General features: G+C 70.4%; 10 protein-coding genes. 7 read left to right on the top strand and 3 right to left on the bottom strand.

Annotated elements, in window-relative coordinates; genetic code table 11:
• The first annotated feature begins 11 nt into the window (after window positions 1–11).
• The 4 genes from ACZ4UV_RS41925 to ACZ4UV_RS41910 are packed head-to-tail and all read left to right on the top strand — an operon-like array spanning window position 12 to window position 6,478.
• Window positions 12–353 carry a CU044_2847 family protein gene (locus tag ACZ4UV_RS41925; protein WP_390035008.1) on the top strand — a complete coding sequence of 114 codons (342 nt, stop codon included), beginning with the start codon at window positions 12–14 and terminating at the stop codon, window positions 351–353.
• Window positions 314–2,098: a VMAP-C domain-containing protein gene (locus ACZ4UV_RS41920; RefSeq protein WP_451018489.1), complete on the top strand. Its 1,785-nt coding sequence runs from the start codon at window positions 314–316 to the stop codon at window positions 2,096–2,098. The genes ACZ4UV_RS41925 and ACZ4UV_RS41920 overlap by 40 nt, the downstream gene beginning before the upstream one ends.
• Window positions 2,099–2,127: 29 nt before the next feature.
• Window positions 2,128–3,159, top strand: a complete 1,032-nt coding sequence (locus ACZ4UV_RS41915) for an AAA family ATPase (RefSeq protein WP_467845352.1) — start codon at window positions 2,128–2,130, stop codon at window positions 3,157–3,159.
• Window positions 3,160–3,187: 28 nt separating this feature from the next.
• On the top strand, window positions 3,188–6,478 hold the full coding sequence (locus ACZ4UV_RS41910; protein ID WP_467845349.1) for a NaeI family type II restriction endonuclease: 3,291 nt from the start codon (window positions 3,188–3,190) through the stop codon (window positions 6,476–6,478).
• Between the two features lie 161 nt (window positions 6,479–6,639).
• Here the strand turns inward: ACZ4UV_RS41910 and ACZ4UV_RS41905 are convergent, their stop codons facing one another.
• The 3 genes from ACZ4UV_RS41905 to ACZ4UV_RS41895 are packed head-to-tail and all read right to left on the bottom strand — an operon-like array spanning window position 6,640 to window position 8,181.
• Window positions 6,640–7,131, bottom strand: a complete 492-nt coding sequence (locus ACZ4UV_RS41905) for a DUF4188 domain-containing protein (RefSeq protein WP_451018492.1) — start codon at window positions 7,129–7,131, stop codon at window positions 6,640–6,642.
• Window positions 7,132–7,165: 34 nt separating this feature from the next.
• Window positions 7,166–7,375: a 2TM domain-containing protein gene (locus ACZ4UV_RS41900; protein WP_467845346.1), complete on the bottom strand. Its 210-nt coding sequence runs from the start codon at window positions 7,373–7,375 to the stop codon at window positions 7,166–7,168.
• 50 nt (window positions 7,376–7,425) lie between these two features.
• Entirely contained in the window at window positions 7,426–8,181 is a 756-nt protein-coding gene (locus tag ACZ4UV_RS41895) for an alpha/beta fold hydrolase (RefSeq protein ID WP_467845343.1), read from the bottom strand.
• 206 nt (window positions 8,182–8,387) lie between these two features.
• On the opposite strand from ACZ4UV_RS41895, the gene ACZ4UV_RS41890 reads away from it, so the two are divergent.
• The 3 genes from ACZ4UV_RS41890 (at window position 8,388) to ACZ4UV_RS41880 (ending at window position 18,103) form a co-directional block, all read left to right on the top strand.
• A complete protein-coding gene (locus ACZ4UV_RS41890; RefSeq protein WP_467845340.1) occupies window positions 8,388–10,982 on the top strand; it encodes an FAD-dependent oxidoreductase in 2,595 nt (864 codons plus the stop codon).
• A gap of 283 nt (window positions 10,983–11,265) precedes the next feature.
• Complete coding sequence (locus ACZ4UV_RS41885) at window positions 11,266–14,469, top strand: ATP-binding protein (RefSeq protein WP_467845337.1); 3,204 nt, start codon at window positions 11,266–11,268, stop codon at window positions 14,467–14,469.
• Window positions 14,470–14,905: 436 nt separating this feature from the next.
• Window positions 14,906–18,103 carry a BTAD domain-containing putative transcriptional regulator gene (locus tag ACZ4UV_RS41880; protein WP_467845335.1) on the top strand — a complete coding sequence of 1,066 codons (3,198 nt, stop codon included), beginning with the start codon at window positions 14,906–14,908 and terminating at the stop codon, window positions 18,101–18,103.
• Window positions 18,104–18,120 lie beyond the last annotated feature (17 nt).

The following is an 18,120-nucleotide window of genomic DNA, read 5'->3' as shown; positions in this document are numbered from 1 at the left end:
CGGGGGGATCCATGGACGAACTGGTCGAGTTCAAGACGGGCAGCGGGGCTTCTGTCGTGGTCGCCGTTGACGAAGAGCGTCGCGGTGCCCAGCCCGTGTCTCGCGGGGACGGGGTCCTGCGACAGGCGGGGCAGACTTTCGACGGCGCCCTGGAGAGCATCCACGCTGCGGCCGAGTCGGCACTTCGTGTCTTTCGTGACGGTCAGCTCAAGCCCGACGCCGTCGAGATCGAGTTCGGCGTGAAACTCACCGCCGAGGCAGGGGCGGTCATCGCCAAGACCTCGATGGAAGGCCACCTCGTGGTGAAGCTCAGTTGGACGCCGAACGCTGCTGGGGGGACCTCGGCCGTCTGATGGGCTCCCAGTCCTGGCAGGTCCGGGTTTCCGCGCACGGTGTCGGTTCCGGCTTCCTGGTGACCGACCGTCATGTGATGACCTGCGCCCATGTCGTGGACGGTGCGGAGCGCGCTGAGGTGACGTTCGCCCAGTACCCGGATCTTGGCCCGCTCGAAGCGACTGTGATCGCCGGAGGCGGCTGGAGCGGAGCCGATCAGGGCCGGGGCGATGTCGCAGTGCTTGAGCTCGACAGACCCGTGGGCGTACCGCCGGCCAGGTTCGCCGCCGTCGACGCGTCGTACGCGCATCCGGCGGCCAAGCTGACCGCGTACGGCTTTCCCCGCGGCTACGACGAGGGGATCCTCGGTGAGTTCCGGAGCACCAGCGACCAGCTGATCGCGGGCGAGTGGCTGCAGCTGGAGGCGTGGACGAGCCACGGCTCGCCCTTGGAAGAGGGGTTCAGCGGTGCGGCGGTCGTACGGGAGGACACCGGTGAGGTGGTGGGCATGGTCACCGCCAGGTACTCGGCAGGCGGGGGCGGGAGGATGCTCCCCTCCCGGGCGCTGGTCCGGTACTGGCCGGATGCGGCGGACCTGGTGCCGGTACCCGAGCACAGCTCTGGCACGGTGGCCCGGCTGCGTGACCTCGTCCGGCGATACGCGGACGACTGCACCCCGGAGGACGTGTATCGCAGTGTCATGGAACCACTGACTCCGCTGCCCCCGCTCCCGCCTGCCGGCGGGTTCCTGTCCCTGTGGGACGTGGCCTGGTTCCTGCTGACAGAGGTCGACCCGATGCCGGGCACCGCGCCTTGGGCCGATTTCGCCGCATACCTCGCCGACCGTGCCCAGGACGCGGCCGTCCGGCGTGCGCTGTACGCGTGGGCGGGAGACCAGAGGCCGGGAACGACACGACAGAGGCCGGAGACCCGGCCGGTATCGGACGGAGTCACGAAGTGGTCCCCGATCCTCGTCGAGATCGAACGCAGCGGAGCCGACCGTGATGCTTACCTGGTCTCGGTCTTCGCAATCCGCGACGGGCGCGCGCAGCTCGTGGCCGGCACCACCCTCGCGAGGCAGCACCTGCAGGAGTACGTGAGAGAGCGCCTCGACCATGCCTTCCGGCAGATCGATCGCAGCGGCGACGAGCTCATAGCCTTCGCGCTGCCGAGAGACTGGCTTGGCGAACCGGTCGACGAATGGCACGCCGGTGTGGACGACGCCACTCCGCTCGGATGTTCCTCCCCCGTCGTGGTGATGGATCTCGCTCGACGTCGGGAGTCAAGGCTCCAGTTCAAACTTGAGAAGGTCTGGCAGAAGCTCGACGGCCGGTCGGACATCGACTGGCACTTGGTCGCGTGCGGCAGTCCTGAGGACCCGGCCAAGCTCACCGTCCGGCTCAAGGGGCTGGAAACGGCCGTGGGATACGGGTCGTCCCCCGAGACGGACCAGGCGCGCGGGCTGCTGCAGGCCGGCCTCAACGCGGCGGCGCCGGTCATCGTCTGGCCGCGGTCGGGCTGTTCGAGCCGGCATGACGATGACGGCACGGCCGAACACTCCTGCGCTGGTGCTCGCTTCCTCGACGCCCTGAAAGGGCGTCTGGCGTCGCTGCCTTTGGCGAATCTCCCGCTTCATGTCCGTGACTTGCGGAGCGAGGCGTATCTGACCGAGGAACCGCACTGGGCCGCCGGCCTGGCACTGATCTGGGAGGACCCGCGATGGTTTCCGGCAGCGAGCATCTACGCGCAGTCCCCGGTCGATTGAGCGGCAGTTGAATGATCTGGAGAACTCCCATGTCCATGTGGCCTGTGTACACCGGTACGGAAGGGCCACACGACGGCGTGGCCCACCTGCCCGACCCCCCGCCTTGGCGGGCCTTCGACGGCGGACCGCCACTGCCCCTGCCGCCGCAGGAGGACGGCTCCGCGTCGCCCGACCGGAAACACCGGGCGGGCACGTACCAGGCAACCGGGGAAAGCATCGAGTTGGTGAATGCCGCCCTGGTCCTGCGCAGGCCGCTGCTGGTCACCGGTCCTCCGGGCAGTGGTAAGTCGTCGCTGCCGTATGCCGTGGCCAGAGAGCTGAAGCTGGGCCCCGTCCTGCGCTGGAACATCACCAGCCGCAGCACTCTCCAGGACGGCCTGTACCAGTACGACCCGATGGCCCGCCTCTACGCGGCCAGTAAGGGTGCGGGGCACAAGCGGCCGGAGGAGGTCGGTGAGGGTTCATCCGCCGGCGACGCCATCGAGGACCATCTGCGGCTCGGCCCGTTGGGGACCGCGCTGCTTCCCTACGAGCGGCCTCGCGTACTGCTCATCGACGAGATCGACAAGAGTGACCTCGACCTACCGAACGACTTGCTGAACGTACTGGAGGAAGGGCAGTTCGAGATCCCGGAGCTGGTCCGCTCCGCCGAGCACGCGCCCGCGGCGCGGTTGATGGTCTCAGGCAGCGCGGACCGGGCCACTGTCGACCGGGGGCTCGTACGCTGCCGCGCGTTCCCGTTCATCGTGCTGACCAGCAACGGCGAGCGGGAGTTTCCGCCCGCGTTCCTGCGCCGATGCGTGCCCCTGCACCTTCGCCGGCCCGAGCCGGACCACCTGGAAGCGATCGTGCGAGCGCACCTCGGCGAGCTGGATGGGGACACGAAGCGGATGATCACGACGTTCCTGGAGCGCAGCAGCACCGGAGAGCTGGCAACCGACCAGCTGCTCAACGCCATCTACCTCTCGAGGATCCCCGGTTTGGAGGCCGGATCCCGCGACGCGTTGGCCGCCAGCCTCATGACCCATCTCGGCCCGGTCGCGGAGTTCCATGACTTCTGATCCGGCGCAGCCGTCGTCCCCCTCTGAAGTGAAGCGTCTCCTCGACGTCCTTGGCCGGGCGGGCGATGGCGAGACGAACGCGACGGAGTTTGCCGAGCTGATCTGGCTGGCGCGACACAGCAGCACGCCCGTGCGTGCTGCGCAGCAGGCGAGTGAAGCATCCCCCTCCGTATCTGCTGACGCCGTGCAGTCCGCGCCGCCCGTCAGCCATCCGGACCCGCCACCGGCGCCGGGTCGCCCTGGCCTTCCGCTGTCTCATCGGTCCGACGCCGAGTCGCTGGAGCGTGGCCCGTACGCGTCGCTGCTGGCCCCGCTGCCACCCATGCTGGCGCACCCGCTCCCGCTCCAGCGGGCCCTGCGTCCGCTGCGACGACGGGTGCCGTCGTACCGGAAGACGGAGCTGGACGAGCGGAGCACGGCGTACCGGATCGCCCGTCACGGAGCGTTGCCAGGCACCTGGCTACCCGTACTCCGGGCGAAGCCCGAGCGCTGGCTCACCCTGTACCTCGTTTACGACGCGGGGCCGACGATGCCCATCTGGCACCCGCTGTGGCGGGAGCTGCACCGCGTCATCGGCCAGGCAGGCGCATTCCGCGAGATCAGGCTGCTGACCCTCACCCAGGAGGGGCAGTTGCGGAAGTCCCCCGGCGGACGGCCGGCTGCTCTGCCCCCGCGTGACGGCCGTGCCGTGACGCTCGTCCTCAGCGACTGCAGCGGCCCCCACTGGTACCCCGGCAGCGAGGCGACCGCGCACTGGTACCGAGTGCTGGACCGCTGGGCCCGCACGATGCCGGTGGCGATCGTCCAGCCACTGCCGGAGCGGCTCTGGCGGCGTACCGCACTTCCCGGTTCGGCGGGTCTGCTGACGGCGCGCGGACCTGCCGCAGCCAACTCGGCCCTGCGCTTCACGCCGTACGACACACCTGAGGCAGAGGTGACCGGGCTGCCGCTGCCGCTGCTGGCGCCCTCCGCTCGCTGGTTCACACACTGGGCGGAGCTCGTGGCGGGCCGCCCTGGTGCCAAGGTGCCGGGGGTGGCCGCGGCACTGTCCGCGGATCTGTCGACAGCCCCTCTCGAACCCGCGGGAAGCACGCCCCGGTCGTTCTCGTCGGAGGAGCTGGTCCTCAACTTTCGCGCCTACGCTTCACCACAAGCGCTTCGTCTCGCCGCGCACTTGGCCGCGGGCGAACCGAGCCTCCCTGTCATGCGGTTGATCCAGGCTGCCACGGAGGAACGGCCGGAGCCGCAGCACCTGGCCGAGGTGGTGCTCAGCGGCCTGCTCACGACAGTCCCCGGGAAGGCAGCCGCCTCGGGCCACTACGCGTTCCGCCCGGGCGTGCGAGACGTGCTCTTGCGTGCTCTGCCCCGCTCGACGGTCGCCCGCATCGGCGCCGTCATTCAGCACCACGCAGGGTCCCGGCCGGGGGAGCTCCCTGTCGTAGTGCCGACCGGGGGCTTCGAAGGATCGGGGAGCCGCCCCTCCGGGGAGCCCTTGGCGGTGGTGACCGAGGAGACCCTGCGGAGGCTGGGCGGCGGCTCCGGCAGGAGAACAGACGAGACAGACTCGGCCGCCGGCGGCACGAGCACCCTCGTTGACGGACGCTACCGGTTGGACGAGCGAGGCTACGCCGGACCGACGTCCGAGACCTGGCGGGCGACGGACGAGCAACTGGACCGGGACGTAACCCTCAAGCTCTTCCACGCACCGATCACGGATGGCGCCAGGAGGCGCGGGTTCCTTGGCGACGCGGATCGACTGGCCGGGCTGGACATCCAGGGGCTGGCACGGGCGAATGGCTTCGGGTTCCACGACGGCCGTCCCTACGTCGTGACGGATCCGGTCGACGGAGAGAGCCTTGAGCAACGGCTGAAGCTCGCCCCCGGGGGACTGCCTCCGGAGACGGTCACGGCGATCGGCGGCCAGATCGCCGGGACGCTTGCGGAGCTGCACCTGAACGGCCTGCTGCACCTCGACCTCAGCCCGTCGGCCCTGGTAGTGCACCGGGACGGGACAGTGGCCGTCACCGATCCCGGCCTGGGCATCCACGCTCTGCCGGATGTGGACGGTGGCGACTACCGGAGGAGCACCTTCGACCTGTCCGGCCCACTCGCCGCTTATCGGGCGCCCGAGCAGCTTTTCGGCGCGTCGGCCGACCATCGCAGTGACCTGTACTCGCTCGGCTGCCTGCTCTACGCGATGGCCACCGGCGCCCCACCCGCCCCGGACGCCCGCGCACTGCGCAATGCGTGGGCGCACGGCATGCGGCACCTCCGCCCGGAGCTCCGGTCGGGTCTTCCTGACGCGTTCGACGCGCTCGTCACCGAACTGCTCGCCGTCAATCCCACGGACCGGCCGGCCGACGCGGAAGACGTGCTCAACAGACTGGTGGGCACCAGTGCGGACGACGAGGAGCTCACCGCGGTCGCCCAAGCCGTGCTGGCTCTGGACCCGGGGGGCACCCGCATGGCCGATGTCCTGAGGGGCACCATCGATGCGGCGCTCGATGGCCCCCATACGGGCCGTTACGACTGGACGACCCTTCTCAAAACGGAGAAGGTGCACTTCGGAACCCTGGTGGAGATCGCCATCCAGCGCGAGTTCGGATTCCCTGACGGAACCGAGATGGACTACCTGATCGGCGGCGTGGAGGTGGATTGCAAGTACTCGCAGCAGTTCGGTGGCTGGATGATCCCGCCCGAAGCCCAGGGACATGTGTGTCTGCTGGTCTGGGCGGACGACCACACGAGCCGCTGGAGCGCTGGCCTGCTGCGCATCAGGAGGGAATGGCTCACCTCCGGTAGGAACCGGGATGTGAAGCTGACGATCAAGGCCGAACGCCGCAAAGAGATCCGCTGGCTCTGGCGTGACGTGGATCTTCCGGAGAACGTCCTGCTGCACATGCCTGCCGCTGACCGAGACGCGGTTTTCGGGAGTTCTTCCGGCCAGGCCCGGATCAACGAACTGTTCCGCCGAGTCCAGCAGCGTCCGATCGGACGCAACGCGCTCCGCACCGTGGTTCAGCAGCAGGACTACATGAAGCGCGTCCGTGGGAACGGCGGGGCCCGCTCGGTACTTCGGAACGAGGGAATCATCATCATGGGCGACAACCGTGCGCACCAGGAGGTTGCCCGTCAGCTCGGCCTCACCGTTCCCCGGACGGGGGAGTTCGTAAGCGCTCGGGTCGTACCGGCTGCGCCGTCGAGCAGCAAGCCGGCCGTGGAGCTCGATGGTGGACTGTGGTCTGTGGCTTCCCCGGGCGACCCTGTGGTCATCGCACCGTTGCTCCCCGCCACCTTTGCCGCCGGAGGGTGGCGGTGAGCACGAAATACCCCCGGCCGGAAATGACGCTCGCCAGACGCTCTGCGCGCCGTTGACGATCGCCGCGTGAGACGACGTCGCCCTGTCCGGCGTGGACAGGGCGACGTCGTTGTGTGCAGTCGGCGCTGGTTCAGCGTGAGCGGTCCCCGCGGGACGGACGCCTACCTCTCTGCCGCCTTCAGGCGCTGGGCCGCCGTGTCCCCGCGTCGGCCGACCGGTACGACGCCTGTCGCGGCGCCGAGGCCGTATGCGGGCATGTCGACGTACACCGATTCGTAGGAGCCCGCCGGGACGATGAACGTCTCGTGCCAGATACCCACGTGCCCCTTCCCGGCGCGTGCTCGTCGGTTGAACGCCGTCCATGCGGGCCGGTGCTCCCTGTCCTGCTGGTGGGCGTAGGCGAGGAGCCGTTCCTTGTCGGACCAGTACTGGACGACGTAGAAATCTCGGGGGCTGCCGTAGAGCACCTTGTAGCCGAGGAGTCCGCTGCCCTTTTCCTGTGACAGCTCGCGCAGCATGCGCGGCATCGACATGAAGGCCGGAAACCAGCTGGAGAATGCTCGCAGCCGGTTGATCCGCAGCCCGATGTGGAAGACTACGACGTCGCCTTCGGCGGCGGCGGTGTTGCGACCCGGAACCACTTTCTCGGGCATGATCCTCCTCTGGTCCTCGTTGCGATGGTTCAGGTCATGACCGGACGAGTGATCGGAATTTCGATCGAATCGCCCAGTAGTGGATCAGCAGCCCGATTCCCCAGCCCAGAATCGACCACAGAGGCCAGAAGAAGTGGTCGGGGGTGAGAACCGCCCACACGACCACCTGGGCCGCATTGGCGATGACGTACCAGAAAAGGTGGATCCGCAGGCCCCACCTCATGGCCTTCTCGCTCTTGTGCATTTTCCCTCCCACGGATCACCGGATCGATGCACTTGCGGTGACAGGCGGTGCTAGTGCGGGAGCACCTGTTCCTGCACGGCCGTCTCGATGAGGGCCACCGTCGCACCCGGCCGGGAGACGAACACCATGTGTGAAGCACCCTCGACCACCTGGGTCTTCGCATCCGAGCGCTGGGCCATGAACTCCTGCGTCGCCGGTGGGATGATCCGGTCGGCGCCGCTGATGAGGTTGTAGCTCGGGATCGTGTGCCAGGCTTGCGGACCGGTGGCGGGCTCGCCGAGGGCGGCGCCGGTGGCCGGCCGTTGCGTGATCGAATAGAGGGCGGCTTCCTCCTCCGACACGTCGGCCGCGAAATGGGGATGGAAGACCTTCGGATCGATGTACAGGTCCACCTGCCCGTCGGGCAGCGGCACAGGCCTCAGGGACTCGCCCACGGTGCTGCCCGGGAACCGCTCGACCAGTGCTTGCGCGCTCTCGCCCGTCTCCGGCACGAACGCCGCCAGGTAGACCAGCGCCTTCACGTTCGCGTTTCCCGCGGCGGCAGCGGAGATGACCGCACCGCCGTACGAGTGCCCGACCAGCACGATCGGTCCTTCGATGCTCTCCAGCAGCGCCCTGACGTTGGCCGCGTCAAAGGTGAGCCCCCGCAGTGGATTCGGCGCGGCGACCACCGGATGGCCGTCGGCGACAAGCCGCTTGGCGACGGCGTTGAAGCCGCTGCTGTCGGCAAAGGCTCCGTGCACGAGCACGATCGTCGGATTCCCGCTCACCATGGACCAACCTCTCCTTTGGATGACGGCCGACACCGGAGGCGCGACCGCGGCGACCGTGGTGGGTTTGCGGATGGGTTCGGCGAAGAACGACGCGGCTCCGCACCCTCACGATCGGCGAAAAACTATGGCGTCGCACTGGACGGGAATTGAATGAGACCGGGACCTGGTTCCGGATGGCCTTCCCTGATCATTCAGTCGACGTCAAGCCGGTTCGGTCAATCTGAGCCCGTGGAGGACGGATGACTGGGGGGTTGCAGATGGTGTCGGACGAGGAAGCCGACGTGGTGGTGATCGGGTCGGGTATGGGGGGTCTCGCGGCGGCGCGCACGATCGCGCAGTTCGGCGGGAAACGTGTTCTCGTCCTCGAACAGCACTACACGCTCGGCGGGATGACGCACGAGTTCTCCCGCGCCGGGCGGTACCGGTTCGGCACGGGGCTGCATTACATGAGCGCGAACGCCGGCCCGTTCCTCGGGTTCATGACCGACGGGCGGGCGCAGCTCTCGCCGTTGCCGGACGAGTACGACGCACTGCACTTCCCGGGGTTCGATTTCGCCGTACCCGGCACGAAGGAACGGTTCCGCACGCGCCTGAAGGAACGGTTCCCCGCCGAGGCCGACGCCATCGACGGCTTCTTCCGCACCACTCGCTGGGCCATGGCCGGACTGGCCGCGCGCAATGTCTTCGCGTCGTTCCCCGCCGGGCTGCGCAGAGCGGGTGCGCCCGTCGTCGAGCGGCTGTTCCCGTCGACGTTCCGGTCGTTGCGGGATCAGGTCGCCCGCAGTTTCCGCGATCCGCGTCTGCGGGCCGTTCTGGCCGCGCGGTGGGGGCTGTACGGCACTCCGCCGGAAGCGAGCGCGTTCGGCTATCACGCGGCGGTCCCGCTGACCTTCTTCATGGAAGGCACCGCACATCCCGTGGGCGGCCCGCAGGAGCTCAACCGGGTCGTTCTGGAGATCCTGCGGCGGTACGGCGTGGTGCTGCGCTCCCGGCAGAGGGTCCATGAGGTCGTCGTCGAGGGCGGCAGGGTCGCCGGCGTCGACGTCGAGGACACCGCCACCGGCCGCCGTTACCGGGTGCGGACGGACACCGTCGTCTCGGCGGCCGGAGTGCGCAACACGTATGCCCTGATCGGGAAGAGTCACGAACTGGCGGACCTGCCCGGGGAACGGTCGGCGGTCATGCTGTTTCTCGGACTGGACCGGTCGCCGGCCGAGTTCGGGCTGCGCGGCGAGAACCACTGGTTCATGCCGGATCTCAGCGACCACGACGGCGTTCAACGCTGCCCCGGGGAAGGCACGTTGTACGTGTCGTTCGCGTCGCTCAACAATCCGGCGGCCCGGTTCCACACGGTGGAGCTGCTGGAACTCGTCGATCCGAAGGTGGTCGACGAGTGGCGCGGGACGCCCGAGAACGAACGGCCGGACAGCTACCGCACGTTCAAGGACGAGCTGACCGGACGGCTGATCGCCCGCCTGGAGGAACGCTGGCCCGGCTTCCGGGAGACGATCGCGTTCGCCGAACTGGCGACGCCGCTGTCGTTCGAGACCTATCAGCACAGCGTGCGGGGATCCTTCTACGGACTCGCGGCGACTCCCCAGCGGTTGCGCTCGGCGCGGGCGGGATGCCGTACTCCGGTCAAGGGGCTGTTCGTGGCCGGGCAGGACGCCTGGGGTTCCGGCGTGGTGGGGGCGCTGGCGGGCGGGCTGATGGCGGCGAACGCGGTGCTGAAACCGCGGCAGCTCGGGACGATGTGGCAGGCCATTCGTTCCGGCGGGGTGGCCCGGGATCCGGCCACACCCTGGGAGGGGTATCTGCGCGTGGCCGGCATCGAGGTGCTGACCCCGACGGTCCGGAGGATCCGCTTCGCACCCCTGGCCGGGGACACGATGCCGTTCTCGTTCGCCGCCGGGCAGTACGTGAAGGTCGACCTGCCCGTCGCCGTCGAGCCGATCGAACGGTCGTACTCGATCTGCAGCAGTCCCGGGGAGAGCGGCTTCGTCGAGATCGCCGTGAAGCACGAGCCGGACGGGCTGGGCTCGGGATTCCTGCATGAGGAACTGGAGGTCGGGCTGGCGTTGCGGGTGAGCGGCCCGCACGGCGCGTTCACCTGGGAGCCGGGCACCCGGGAGAGCACGGCGGACACCCTCCTGCTCATCGCCGGGGGCGTCGGGATCACCCCGCTGATGAGCGTCCTGCTCGCGGCCGCCGACGCCGGTCACACGGGGCGGATCGTCCTGCTGGCGAGCTTCCGCACCGAGGAGGAGGTGGTGTTCGGGCCGGAGATCGAAGCGCTGCGGTCCCGGCTGCCGGGGCTGGAGGTGTCGGTCTTCGCGACCGACCGGAAACGGCGGATCGGTCTCGACGAGTTGCTGCCACACGCAGGCCCGACGACCCGCGTGCACCTGTGCGGGCCGGCGCCCATGATGCAGGACCTGATCGGCCGCCTGAGAGAACTGGGGGTGCCGCGCGAGGCCATCCGCACCGAGGCGTTCGTGTCCGGACGGAGCAAGGAGACCCGCCGGGAGAAGGCGCACGCCATCGCCGTCGCCGCCGCGGCGGCAGGTGTCACCGAGTTCATGATCGGCACGGTGGGCGGCACCCCGGCGTTCCCGTGCAGCCCCGGGCAGTCGGTCCTTGACGCCGCCAACGCCGTCGGCGTCGCGTTGCCCCAGTCGTGCGGCGAAGGTGCGTGCGGTACCTGTCGGGTGCGGGTGCTCTCCGGCGCCTACGAGACCGACGACCGGGGGATGTTCTCCGCCGACGAGTTGGCGGCGGGCTGGCGGCTGGCCTGCCAGACACTGCCCACCGAGGACCTGGTGATCGACCAGTAGGACGGGCCGGCCGCGGCCACTGTCCGCGCCGAGCCCGCCGTCGCGTCGACAGCACGACGGACAACGGCTTCCGACTCCAGCCTGTCCGGTCCAGTGGCACTCGGCGCGTTGCCCGGCTGAAGAAGCTGAAGAACCTGCCGCGATCACTGCTGTCGCCCCTGGTCGTCTGCCTGGCCCTTCCGGCCGGCAATGGGCATGAGTCGCTTTCCCTGCCGCGCGGCTTCGGTCACCACGGGCAGCCGATGGCAGCGAGGGCGACCCGTGACTGGGAATAGGAAAAGGAATGGCCTCCTCCGACGCATCTCTGCGTCTGCAGGTTCTCGGTCCGCTACGCGGCTGGCGAGACGGTGTGGAACTGGACGCCGGTCCTCCGCAGCAGGCGTATCTGCTCGCCGTTCTCCTCGCCCGTGCGGGCGAGCCGGTCAGCATCAGCGAGTTGGTCGACCTGATCTGGGCGGAGGACGTCCCGGCCTCGGCGGTCAACATTCTCCAGAAGTACGTCGGCGCGCTGCGACGGCTGCTGGAGCCGGCGTTGCCCGCACGGGAACCCGGCTCGTACCTGCAGCGCCGCGGGAGCGCGTACCTGTTCGTGGCTGCCCCCGGGACACTGGACGTCGTCAGGTTCCGTGAGCTGGTCGAAGCGGCCGAGGCCGGTGTCGCGGAGCAGCGGCCCGCTGCGGCACTCGACGGGTACTTGGAAGCGGTCGGGCTCTGGCACGGCCCGGCCGGCGACGGGGTCGCCTACGGCTCGACCGGTATGGCGATCTTCGCCGGGCTGGACGGCGAGTTCCGCCACGCCTGCGTGGCGGCGGCAGAGTTGGCGATAGGGCTCGGCCGGCCCGAACGGGTGCTCCAGTCCTTGCACATGGCCGCCCGGATGGCGCCGTTGCACGAGAGAGTGCAGGCGAGCCTCATCGTCGCCCTGGCCGCCGCCGGCCAGCCGGCCGAGGCGCTGTCGGTGTTCCGGACCGTTCGCGCCCGGCTGGCCGAGGAACTGGGCGTCGACCCCGGCCCGGCACTGGTGGCGGCTCACCTGCGGGTGCTGGAACGGGCACCGGCTGAGGAAATGCCCCATGAACGGGAGGACATGCCACAGGAACGGTCGGCGGCACCCACCACCGGGGCGTCGACTGCCGACTGCCTGGTGGGCCGGGCCGAGGAACTGGCGGTGGTGCGGCACGCGGTGGAATCGGCACTCGCCGGATCGACGGGGCTTGTGCTCGTCGAAGGAGAACCCGGAGTGGGCAAGACCCGCCTGCTCGAGGAGGCCGGCGCGGAGGCGGACCGGCGTGGCGCGCTCGTGGTCCGGGGCCACTGCCTGCCGGGGGACGGCACGCCGTCGATGTGGCCGTGGGCGCAGGTCGTCAACGCGCTCCTGGACGACGTGCCGGCCGCGGCGCGGGGGGACTGGCAGGCGGGCGAACTCGGTCGTCTCGCGACACCGCGCGGCAGCGGGCAGACGATGCCGGTGCTGCCGGACAGCGGCGTCCGGTTCCGCTTCTTCGAGGAGGCTGTCGCGCTCGTGCGCCAGGTATCGGCGCGGCGGCCCGTGGTGCTCGTCGTCGACGACCTTCAGTGGGCCGATGCCGCCTCGCTGGACCTGCTCCGTCACCTGACGGCCCGGCTGCCGGGCGGCACCGCCGTGATCGGGGCGCTCCGCGACCGTGCGCCCGCGCCGGGCCCGGAGCTGGGGCGGATGCTCGCCGCGGCGAGTCGGCTGCCCGGTCACCGCCGGATCCCGCTCGGCCCGCTCGGCCCGGCAGAGGTGGCCGAACTCGTCCGCCGCGAGACGGGGCAGGACCCGGGCCGGGGTGCCACCCGCCTCATCCACACCCGCACCGCAGGCAACCCGTTCTTCGTCCGCGAGCTGTCACGGTTGCTCGCCGACGGCGATGTCCTCACGGAGGCCACCGCGGTCCGGACCGCGGTACCGGCCACCGTCCGGGATGTCGTTCGCGACCGGACGGCCGGACTGGGGGCCGACGTCAGAGGCCTGGTGCAGATCGCCGCGCTGATCGGCCGTACCGTCGACCTCGCGCTCCTTGCCCGCACCGCCGGTCTGGACCACCAGACGTGTCTGGACCGCCTGGAGTCGTGCGAAGGGCTCGGCCTGCTCGAACCCTCGCCCGGAGACCCCTACTCGTTCGGCTTTCCGCACGACCTGGTCCGCGAATCGGTGGCCGAGGACATACCGCCACCGCGCGCGGCCCGGCTGCACCTGCTGGTCGCCGACGCACTGGAGCACAGGGCCGCGGACACCGAACTGGTGGCCGAGCGCCTCGCCCATCACCTCTGGTCTGCCGGACCCCTCGCGGATCCGGCCCGAACCGCGACCGCGCTGCTCCGCGCCGGCCGCTGCGCGGCGGCCAAACTGGCTCTTGAGGCGGCCGCGCGCCGGCTTCACTCGGCCGCGCAGGTGGCACGGACAGCGGGCCTGGCGGAGCTGGAGCTGGCTGCCCTGTCCCTGTTCACCGCGGTGGACGGCATGCGGGCGGGATACGTGGGGTCGGCGGTCGACCTGCTGGAGCGGGCCGAACATCTCTCCCGTGGACTCGGCCGGGAACGGGAGGCCGCCGACTTCCTCTTCTCCCGCTGGGCCGCGTACGCCCAAGGCATGAAACTGGACCGCGCCGGCCGACTGGCCCGGCGGCTGCTGGAGCAGGGCGAGGCGTCCGACGACCCGGTCGTGCGCGCCTACGGCCGGTACGCCTGGGGCATCCACCAGTGGGGTGTCGGCAACATCGGCGAGGCGTTCCGGTACCTGAGCCGGACCGACTGGTCCGCGCTGGACGACCCGGCCCATCAGGAGGAGGACGCGCTCCGGCGCGATCTGCGGCTGATGGCGGCCGGGATGCTCGCGATGATGACCGCGCTGCACGGTGACACCGACGCGGCGCTGGCCCTGCTCGACACGATGGAGGCCGCAGCGGGGGACGATCCCTACGCGATCACGGTCTGGGCGACCTACTCCGCACGGGTCGCCGCGTTGATCGGCGACCCCGTGCGGGCACGTCGCGCGGCTGAGCGCGGGATCGCCGTGGACCCCGCGTTCTCGTTCGGCTTCCTCGGCGGCTACCAACGGCTGGCCCGGTGCTGGGCGCGCGCCGTGACCGGAGAGGACCCGGCCGGCGCAGCCGTGGAGGCGCAGGACCTGATCGTCGCGTCGCTCTCCGACCCGCCACGCTCGGGCCTGGCCACCTGGTACGGGCTCCTCGGCGAGATGTGGCTGGCGGCGGGAAAGCTGGACGAGGCCGACGCGGCGCTCGACCGGGCGGACTCGGCCGTCGAAACGTACGGCCAGCGCTACGCCGAAAGCCTGCTGCTTCTGCTTCGGGCACGGGTGCTGCGGGCACGCGGCGAGCCGGTCGCCCCCCTCCGGGCCGTTGCCGAGCGGGCGCATGAACTGTCCGTCGAACGCGAGGCCCATCTGTTCGCCCGCCGCGCCGAGGAACTGATGGCCGAGCTTGCGGACGGCGCATCCCGCTGACATCCGTGTTCACCACGTCGACCGCCGGTGAGCGAGGCCGGACCGCGCACACGGCACGGCAGATCAGCCCGCGCTGATCCACCATCACTTCAGAGAGCAGTTCATCCAAAGGGCGCCGGGCGCGATGGGTTCACGTCCTGCTGGACAACCCCGGCACGCAATTGGCGTAGTGGTGACCGGATCAGCCTCTGCGCTGTCTGGTTCTGGGACGGAACTCCCTCTGGAACTCTGCTGGTCGGCGATCGACGGTTCGGTCGCGCCGGCAGAGGTGGCCGAGGCCGCCGATGCAGTGATACCGGCCGATCGGGAACCTGGTTCCGCCACGACAGCACCGCCCAGCGATCGCCGGGGCGGATGGACCAGGCCGCAAAGCAACCGTAAAGTGGCTACGCCGCAGTCGATCGTGGTCGGCCCGTGAGTGGGGGTAGGGGTGGGCATGGCTTCCTTCGGCGGACATCTGAGCCTGCAGATTCTCGGTCCGTTGCGGATCTGGCGGGACGGTGTCGAACTGGATGCCGGGCCTCGGCAACAGGCATACCTGCTCGCGGTGCTGCTCGCCCGCGCGGGCAGGCCGACCAGTACAAGCGAGTTGGTCGACCTGATCTGGGGCGATGACGTCCCGGCTTCGGCGGTGAACATTCTCCAGAAGTACGTCGGCGCGTTGCGACGGCTGCTGGAGCCTCTGCTGCCCGTCCGCGAAGCCGGCTCGTTCCTCCACCGTCGCGGGAATGCCTACCTTTTCACCGCCGCCCCCGTCACGCTGGACCTTGTCGCCTTCCGGGAACGCGTCGATGCCGCCAGGGCCGCGCTGGCCCGGCACGATCACGAGGTGGCCCTCGATCACTACGTCGGGGCGCTCGGGCTCTGGCACGGCCCGGCGGGCGACGGCGTCGCCGACGGGACCGGCGCCACGACGGTCTTCGCCGCACTCGACAACGAGTTCTACGACGCGTGCACGGCGGCGGCGGAGCTCGCCGTGTCGATGGGCCAAGCGGAGCGGGTGCTCGCGGCTTTGCAACTGGCCGCGTCGATGGCACCGTTCAACGAACCCGTGCTGGCCGGTCTCGTCGGCGTTCTCGGTGCTGCCGGACGGCAGGCGGAGGCGCTGTCGGTGTTCCGTCAGGTCCGCGACCGGCTCGCCGAGGAGCTTGGCATCGACCCGGGTCCGGCGCTGGAGGACGCACAGCGGCGGATTCTCACGCAGCCCTCGGTGTCGCTGCTGGTGCGGGAGGCGGACGAGGGGGGCGGGCGGGCCACGGCGGGCACCTTGATCGGCCGGACCGAGGAACTCGCCACGCTGCGGCGCATCGTGGAGCGTGCACTCGCCGGCGACACCGCGATCGGCGTTGTGGAAGGTGAACCGGGCGCGGGCAAGACCCGGCTGCTGGAGGAGGCCGCCGCCGTGGCGGGCCGGCTGGGTGCACTCACCGTCTGGGGCTCCTGCCTGGAGGGCGACGGGACACCGGCGATGTGGCCATGGGAGCAGGCACTGGGCCAGGTCGTCCACAGTCTGCCCGCTCCGGCGAGCGAACAGTGGCTCACCGGCGGGCTGGGCAGCCTCCTCGCGGCGCGGGACGACGCATCCCGGGAACTCCCCGACGGCAACGCCCAGTTCCGGCTGTTCGAACAGGTCGTCGCCCTCGTCGGACAAGCCTCGGCACGGCGGCCGACACTGCTGATACTCGATGACCTCCAGTGGGCCGACGCCACCTCCTTGCAGTTGTTGCAGCACCTGGCGGGGCGGCTTCCCCACGGCACCGCGATCATCGGCGCGCTGCGTGACCGCGCACCCACACTCGGCCCGGGCCTCTCCCGGGTGCTGGCCGCTGCCAGCCGTCGGCCCGGTCACCGCAGGTTGCGGCTCGGCCCGCTCGGTCCGGCCGACGTGGCCGAACTCATCCGCCACGAGGCCGGCCAGGATCCCGGCGACGCCGTCGCCCGCGCCATCCACGCCCGCACCTCCGGCAATCCGTTCTTCGTCCGCGAACTGTCCCGGCTCCTCAGCGGGACCGGCGCGATCGGCGACGGCGACGGCGACACGTCCGCATCGGCCGGGGTCCCCTCCACCGTCCAGGCCGGGGTCCCCTCCACCGTCCATGACGTTGTCCGCGACCGGATGGCCGGGCTCGACGACCGCGCCCGCGATCTGCTGCAGGTGGCCGCGCTCATCGGCCGCGACGTCGACGTCAGGCTGCTGTCCCGCGCCTCCGGTGTGGACGTCGCGGACTGTCTCCACCGCCTGGAACCGCTGCATACGCTCGGGCTGCTCGAACCCGGGCCGCAGGACCCGTCCTCGCTCCGTTTCGCGCACGACCTGGTGCGCGAGTCGGTCTCCGAGACCGCGACGACACAGCAGGCCGCCCGGCTGCATCTGCGCGTCGCGGACGCGCTCGAACAGATCCATGCCGACGACGAGGACGTCGCCGAACGCCTCGCCTACCACCTGTGGGCCGCCGGCCCCCTCGCCGAGCCCGTTCGCGCCGCGGAGGCGCTGATCCGCGCCGGGCGCCGCGCGGCAGCCAAACTCGCCTTCGAGTCCGCCGGTCGGCAGTTGCGCTCCGCCGTACAGGTCACCCGCGCCTCCGGACTCATGGAGCTGGAGTTCTCCGCCCTCACACTGCTCGCCATCGTCGTCAGACGAGAGGCGGGGTACGGCTCCTCGACCTTCGGTCTGCTGGAGCGGGCCGAATACCTGGCTCGCACCCTCGGCCGGGAGGCGGAGGCCGCCGACTTCCTCTTCATCCGGCTGATCGGTGCCCACACCTCCATCGAGAAGGGCCGCGGGCAGTTGGCCCGCCGCATGCACGAGCTCGGTCAGGTGTCTGCCGACCCGGTCGTCCAACGCTACGGCCAGCTGGCCTGGGGCCTGCATCAGTGGGACACCGGCAACATAGGCGCGGCGTACCGGGCCTTCACCGAGGCGGATGTCACCGCTGCCGGCGCCACCGCCGCCCCGGATGAAGAGACACCGCTCCGGCGGGACGGCATCACCATCAGGGAAGGGCCCTTCATGCGGGCAGTCATGACCGCGCTGCGCGGTGATGTCGACGCGGCGCTGGCTTTCGTCAACCCCTGGGACTCGCCGGGGGACCCGTACGCGGCCTCGGTCCGGGTCTACTACACGACCATGATCGCTTCCATGGCCGGGGACGCCGAAACGGCACGGCGAGCCGGCGAGCGGTGGGCCGCCGCCGGCCTCGCCCGTCTCCGCACCCAGAGAGACCACTACATCCGGCAGGGCTGGTGCTGGGGACGCGCCCTCACCGGCGAGGACCCGGCCGGCGCCGCGGCCGAGGCCGAGGAACTCCTGGTAGCCAACCTGCTCCATCCACCGCAGTGGGGCATCACCTACCACTACGCACTGATCGCCGAGATGTGGCTGGCAGCCGGATTCCCCGATCGGGCCGACGCCGCTCTCGACCGGGCCGACCGGACGATGCGGGACTACGGCCAGCGTTATGCCGAAGGGCTGCTCCTGCTGCTGAAGGCGCGCCTGCTGCAGGCCCGCGGCGCGCCCCCCACCGCTGTCCGGGCCGCCGCCGAACGGGCCTACACGCACTCCACCGCATGTGAGGCGCACCTGTTCGCGCGACGCGCCGAACGGCTCCTCTCAGGACCCGGAGGCAATGCATGACCGCAGGCCCGAGGAAC

The organism is Streptomyces sp. NPDC028289, assembly GCF_055565975.1.
Note: the sequence above shows the minus strand (reverse complement) of the source record. Positions and strands in the feature narration are given on the sequence as shown.

Bases quoted from the DNA above. Each gene is read 5' to 3' on its own strand.
- ACZ4UV_RS41925 (WP_390035008.1), top strand. From the start codon at position 12: ATGGACGAACTGGTCGAGTTCAAGACGGGCAGCGGGGCTTCTGTCGTG.
- ACZ4UV_RS41915 (WP_467845352.1), top strand. From the start codon at position 2,128: ATGTCCATGTGGCCTGTGTACACCGGTACGGAAGGGCCACACGACGGC.
- ACZ4UV_RS41905 (WP_451018492.1), bottom strand. From the start codon at position 7,131: ATGCCCGAGAAAGTGGTTCCGGGTCGCAACACCGCCGCCGCCGAAGGC.
- ACZ4UV_RS41900 (WP_467845346.1), bottom strand. From the start codon at position 7,375: ATGCACAAGAGCGAGAAGGCCATGAGGTGGGGCCTGCGGATCCACCTT.
- ACZ4UV_RS41890 (WP_467845340.1), top strand. From the start codon at position 8,388: ATGACTGGGGGGTTGCAGATGGTGTCGGACGAGGAAGCCGACGTGGTG.
- ACZ4UV_RS41885 (WP_467845337.1), top strand. From the start codon at position 11,266: ATGGCCTCCTCCGACGCATCTCTGCGTCTGCAGGTTCTCGGTCCGCTA.
- ACZ4UV_RS41880 (WP_467845335.1), top strand. From the start codon at position 14,906: ATGGCTTCCTTCGGCGGACATCTGAGCCTGCAGATTCTCGGTCCGTTG.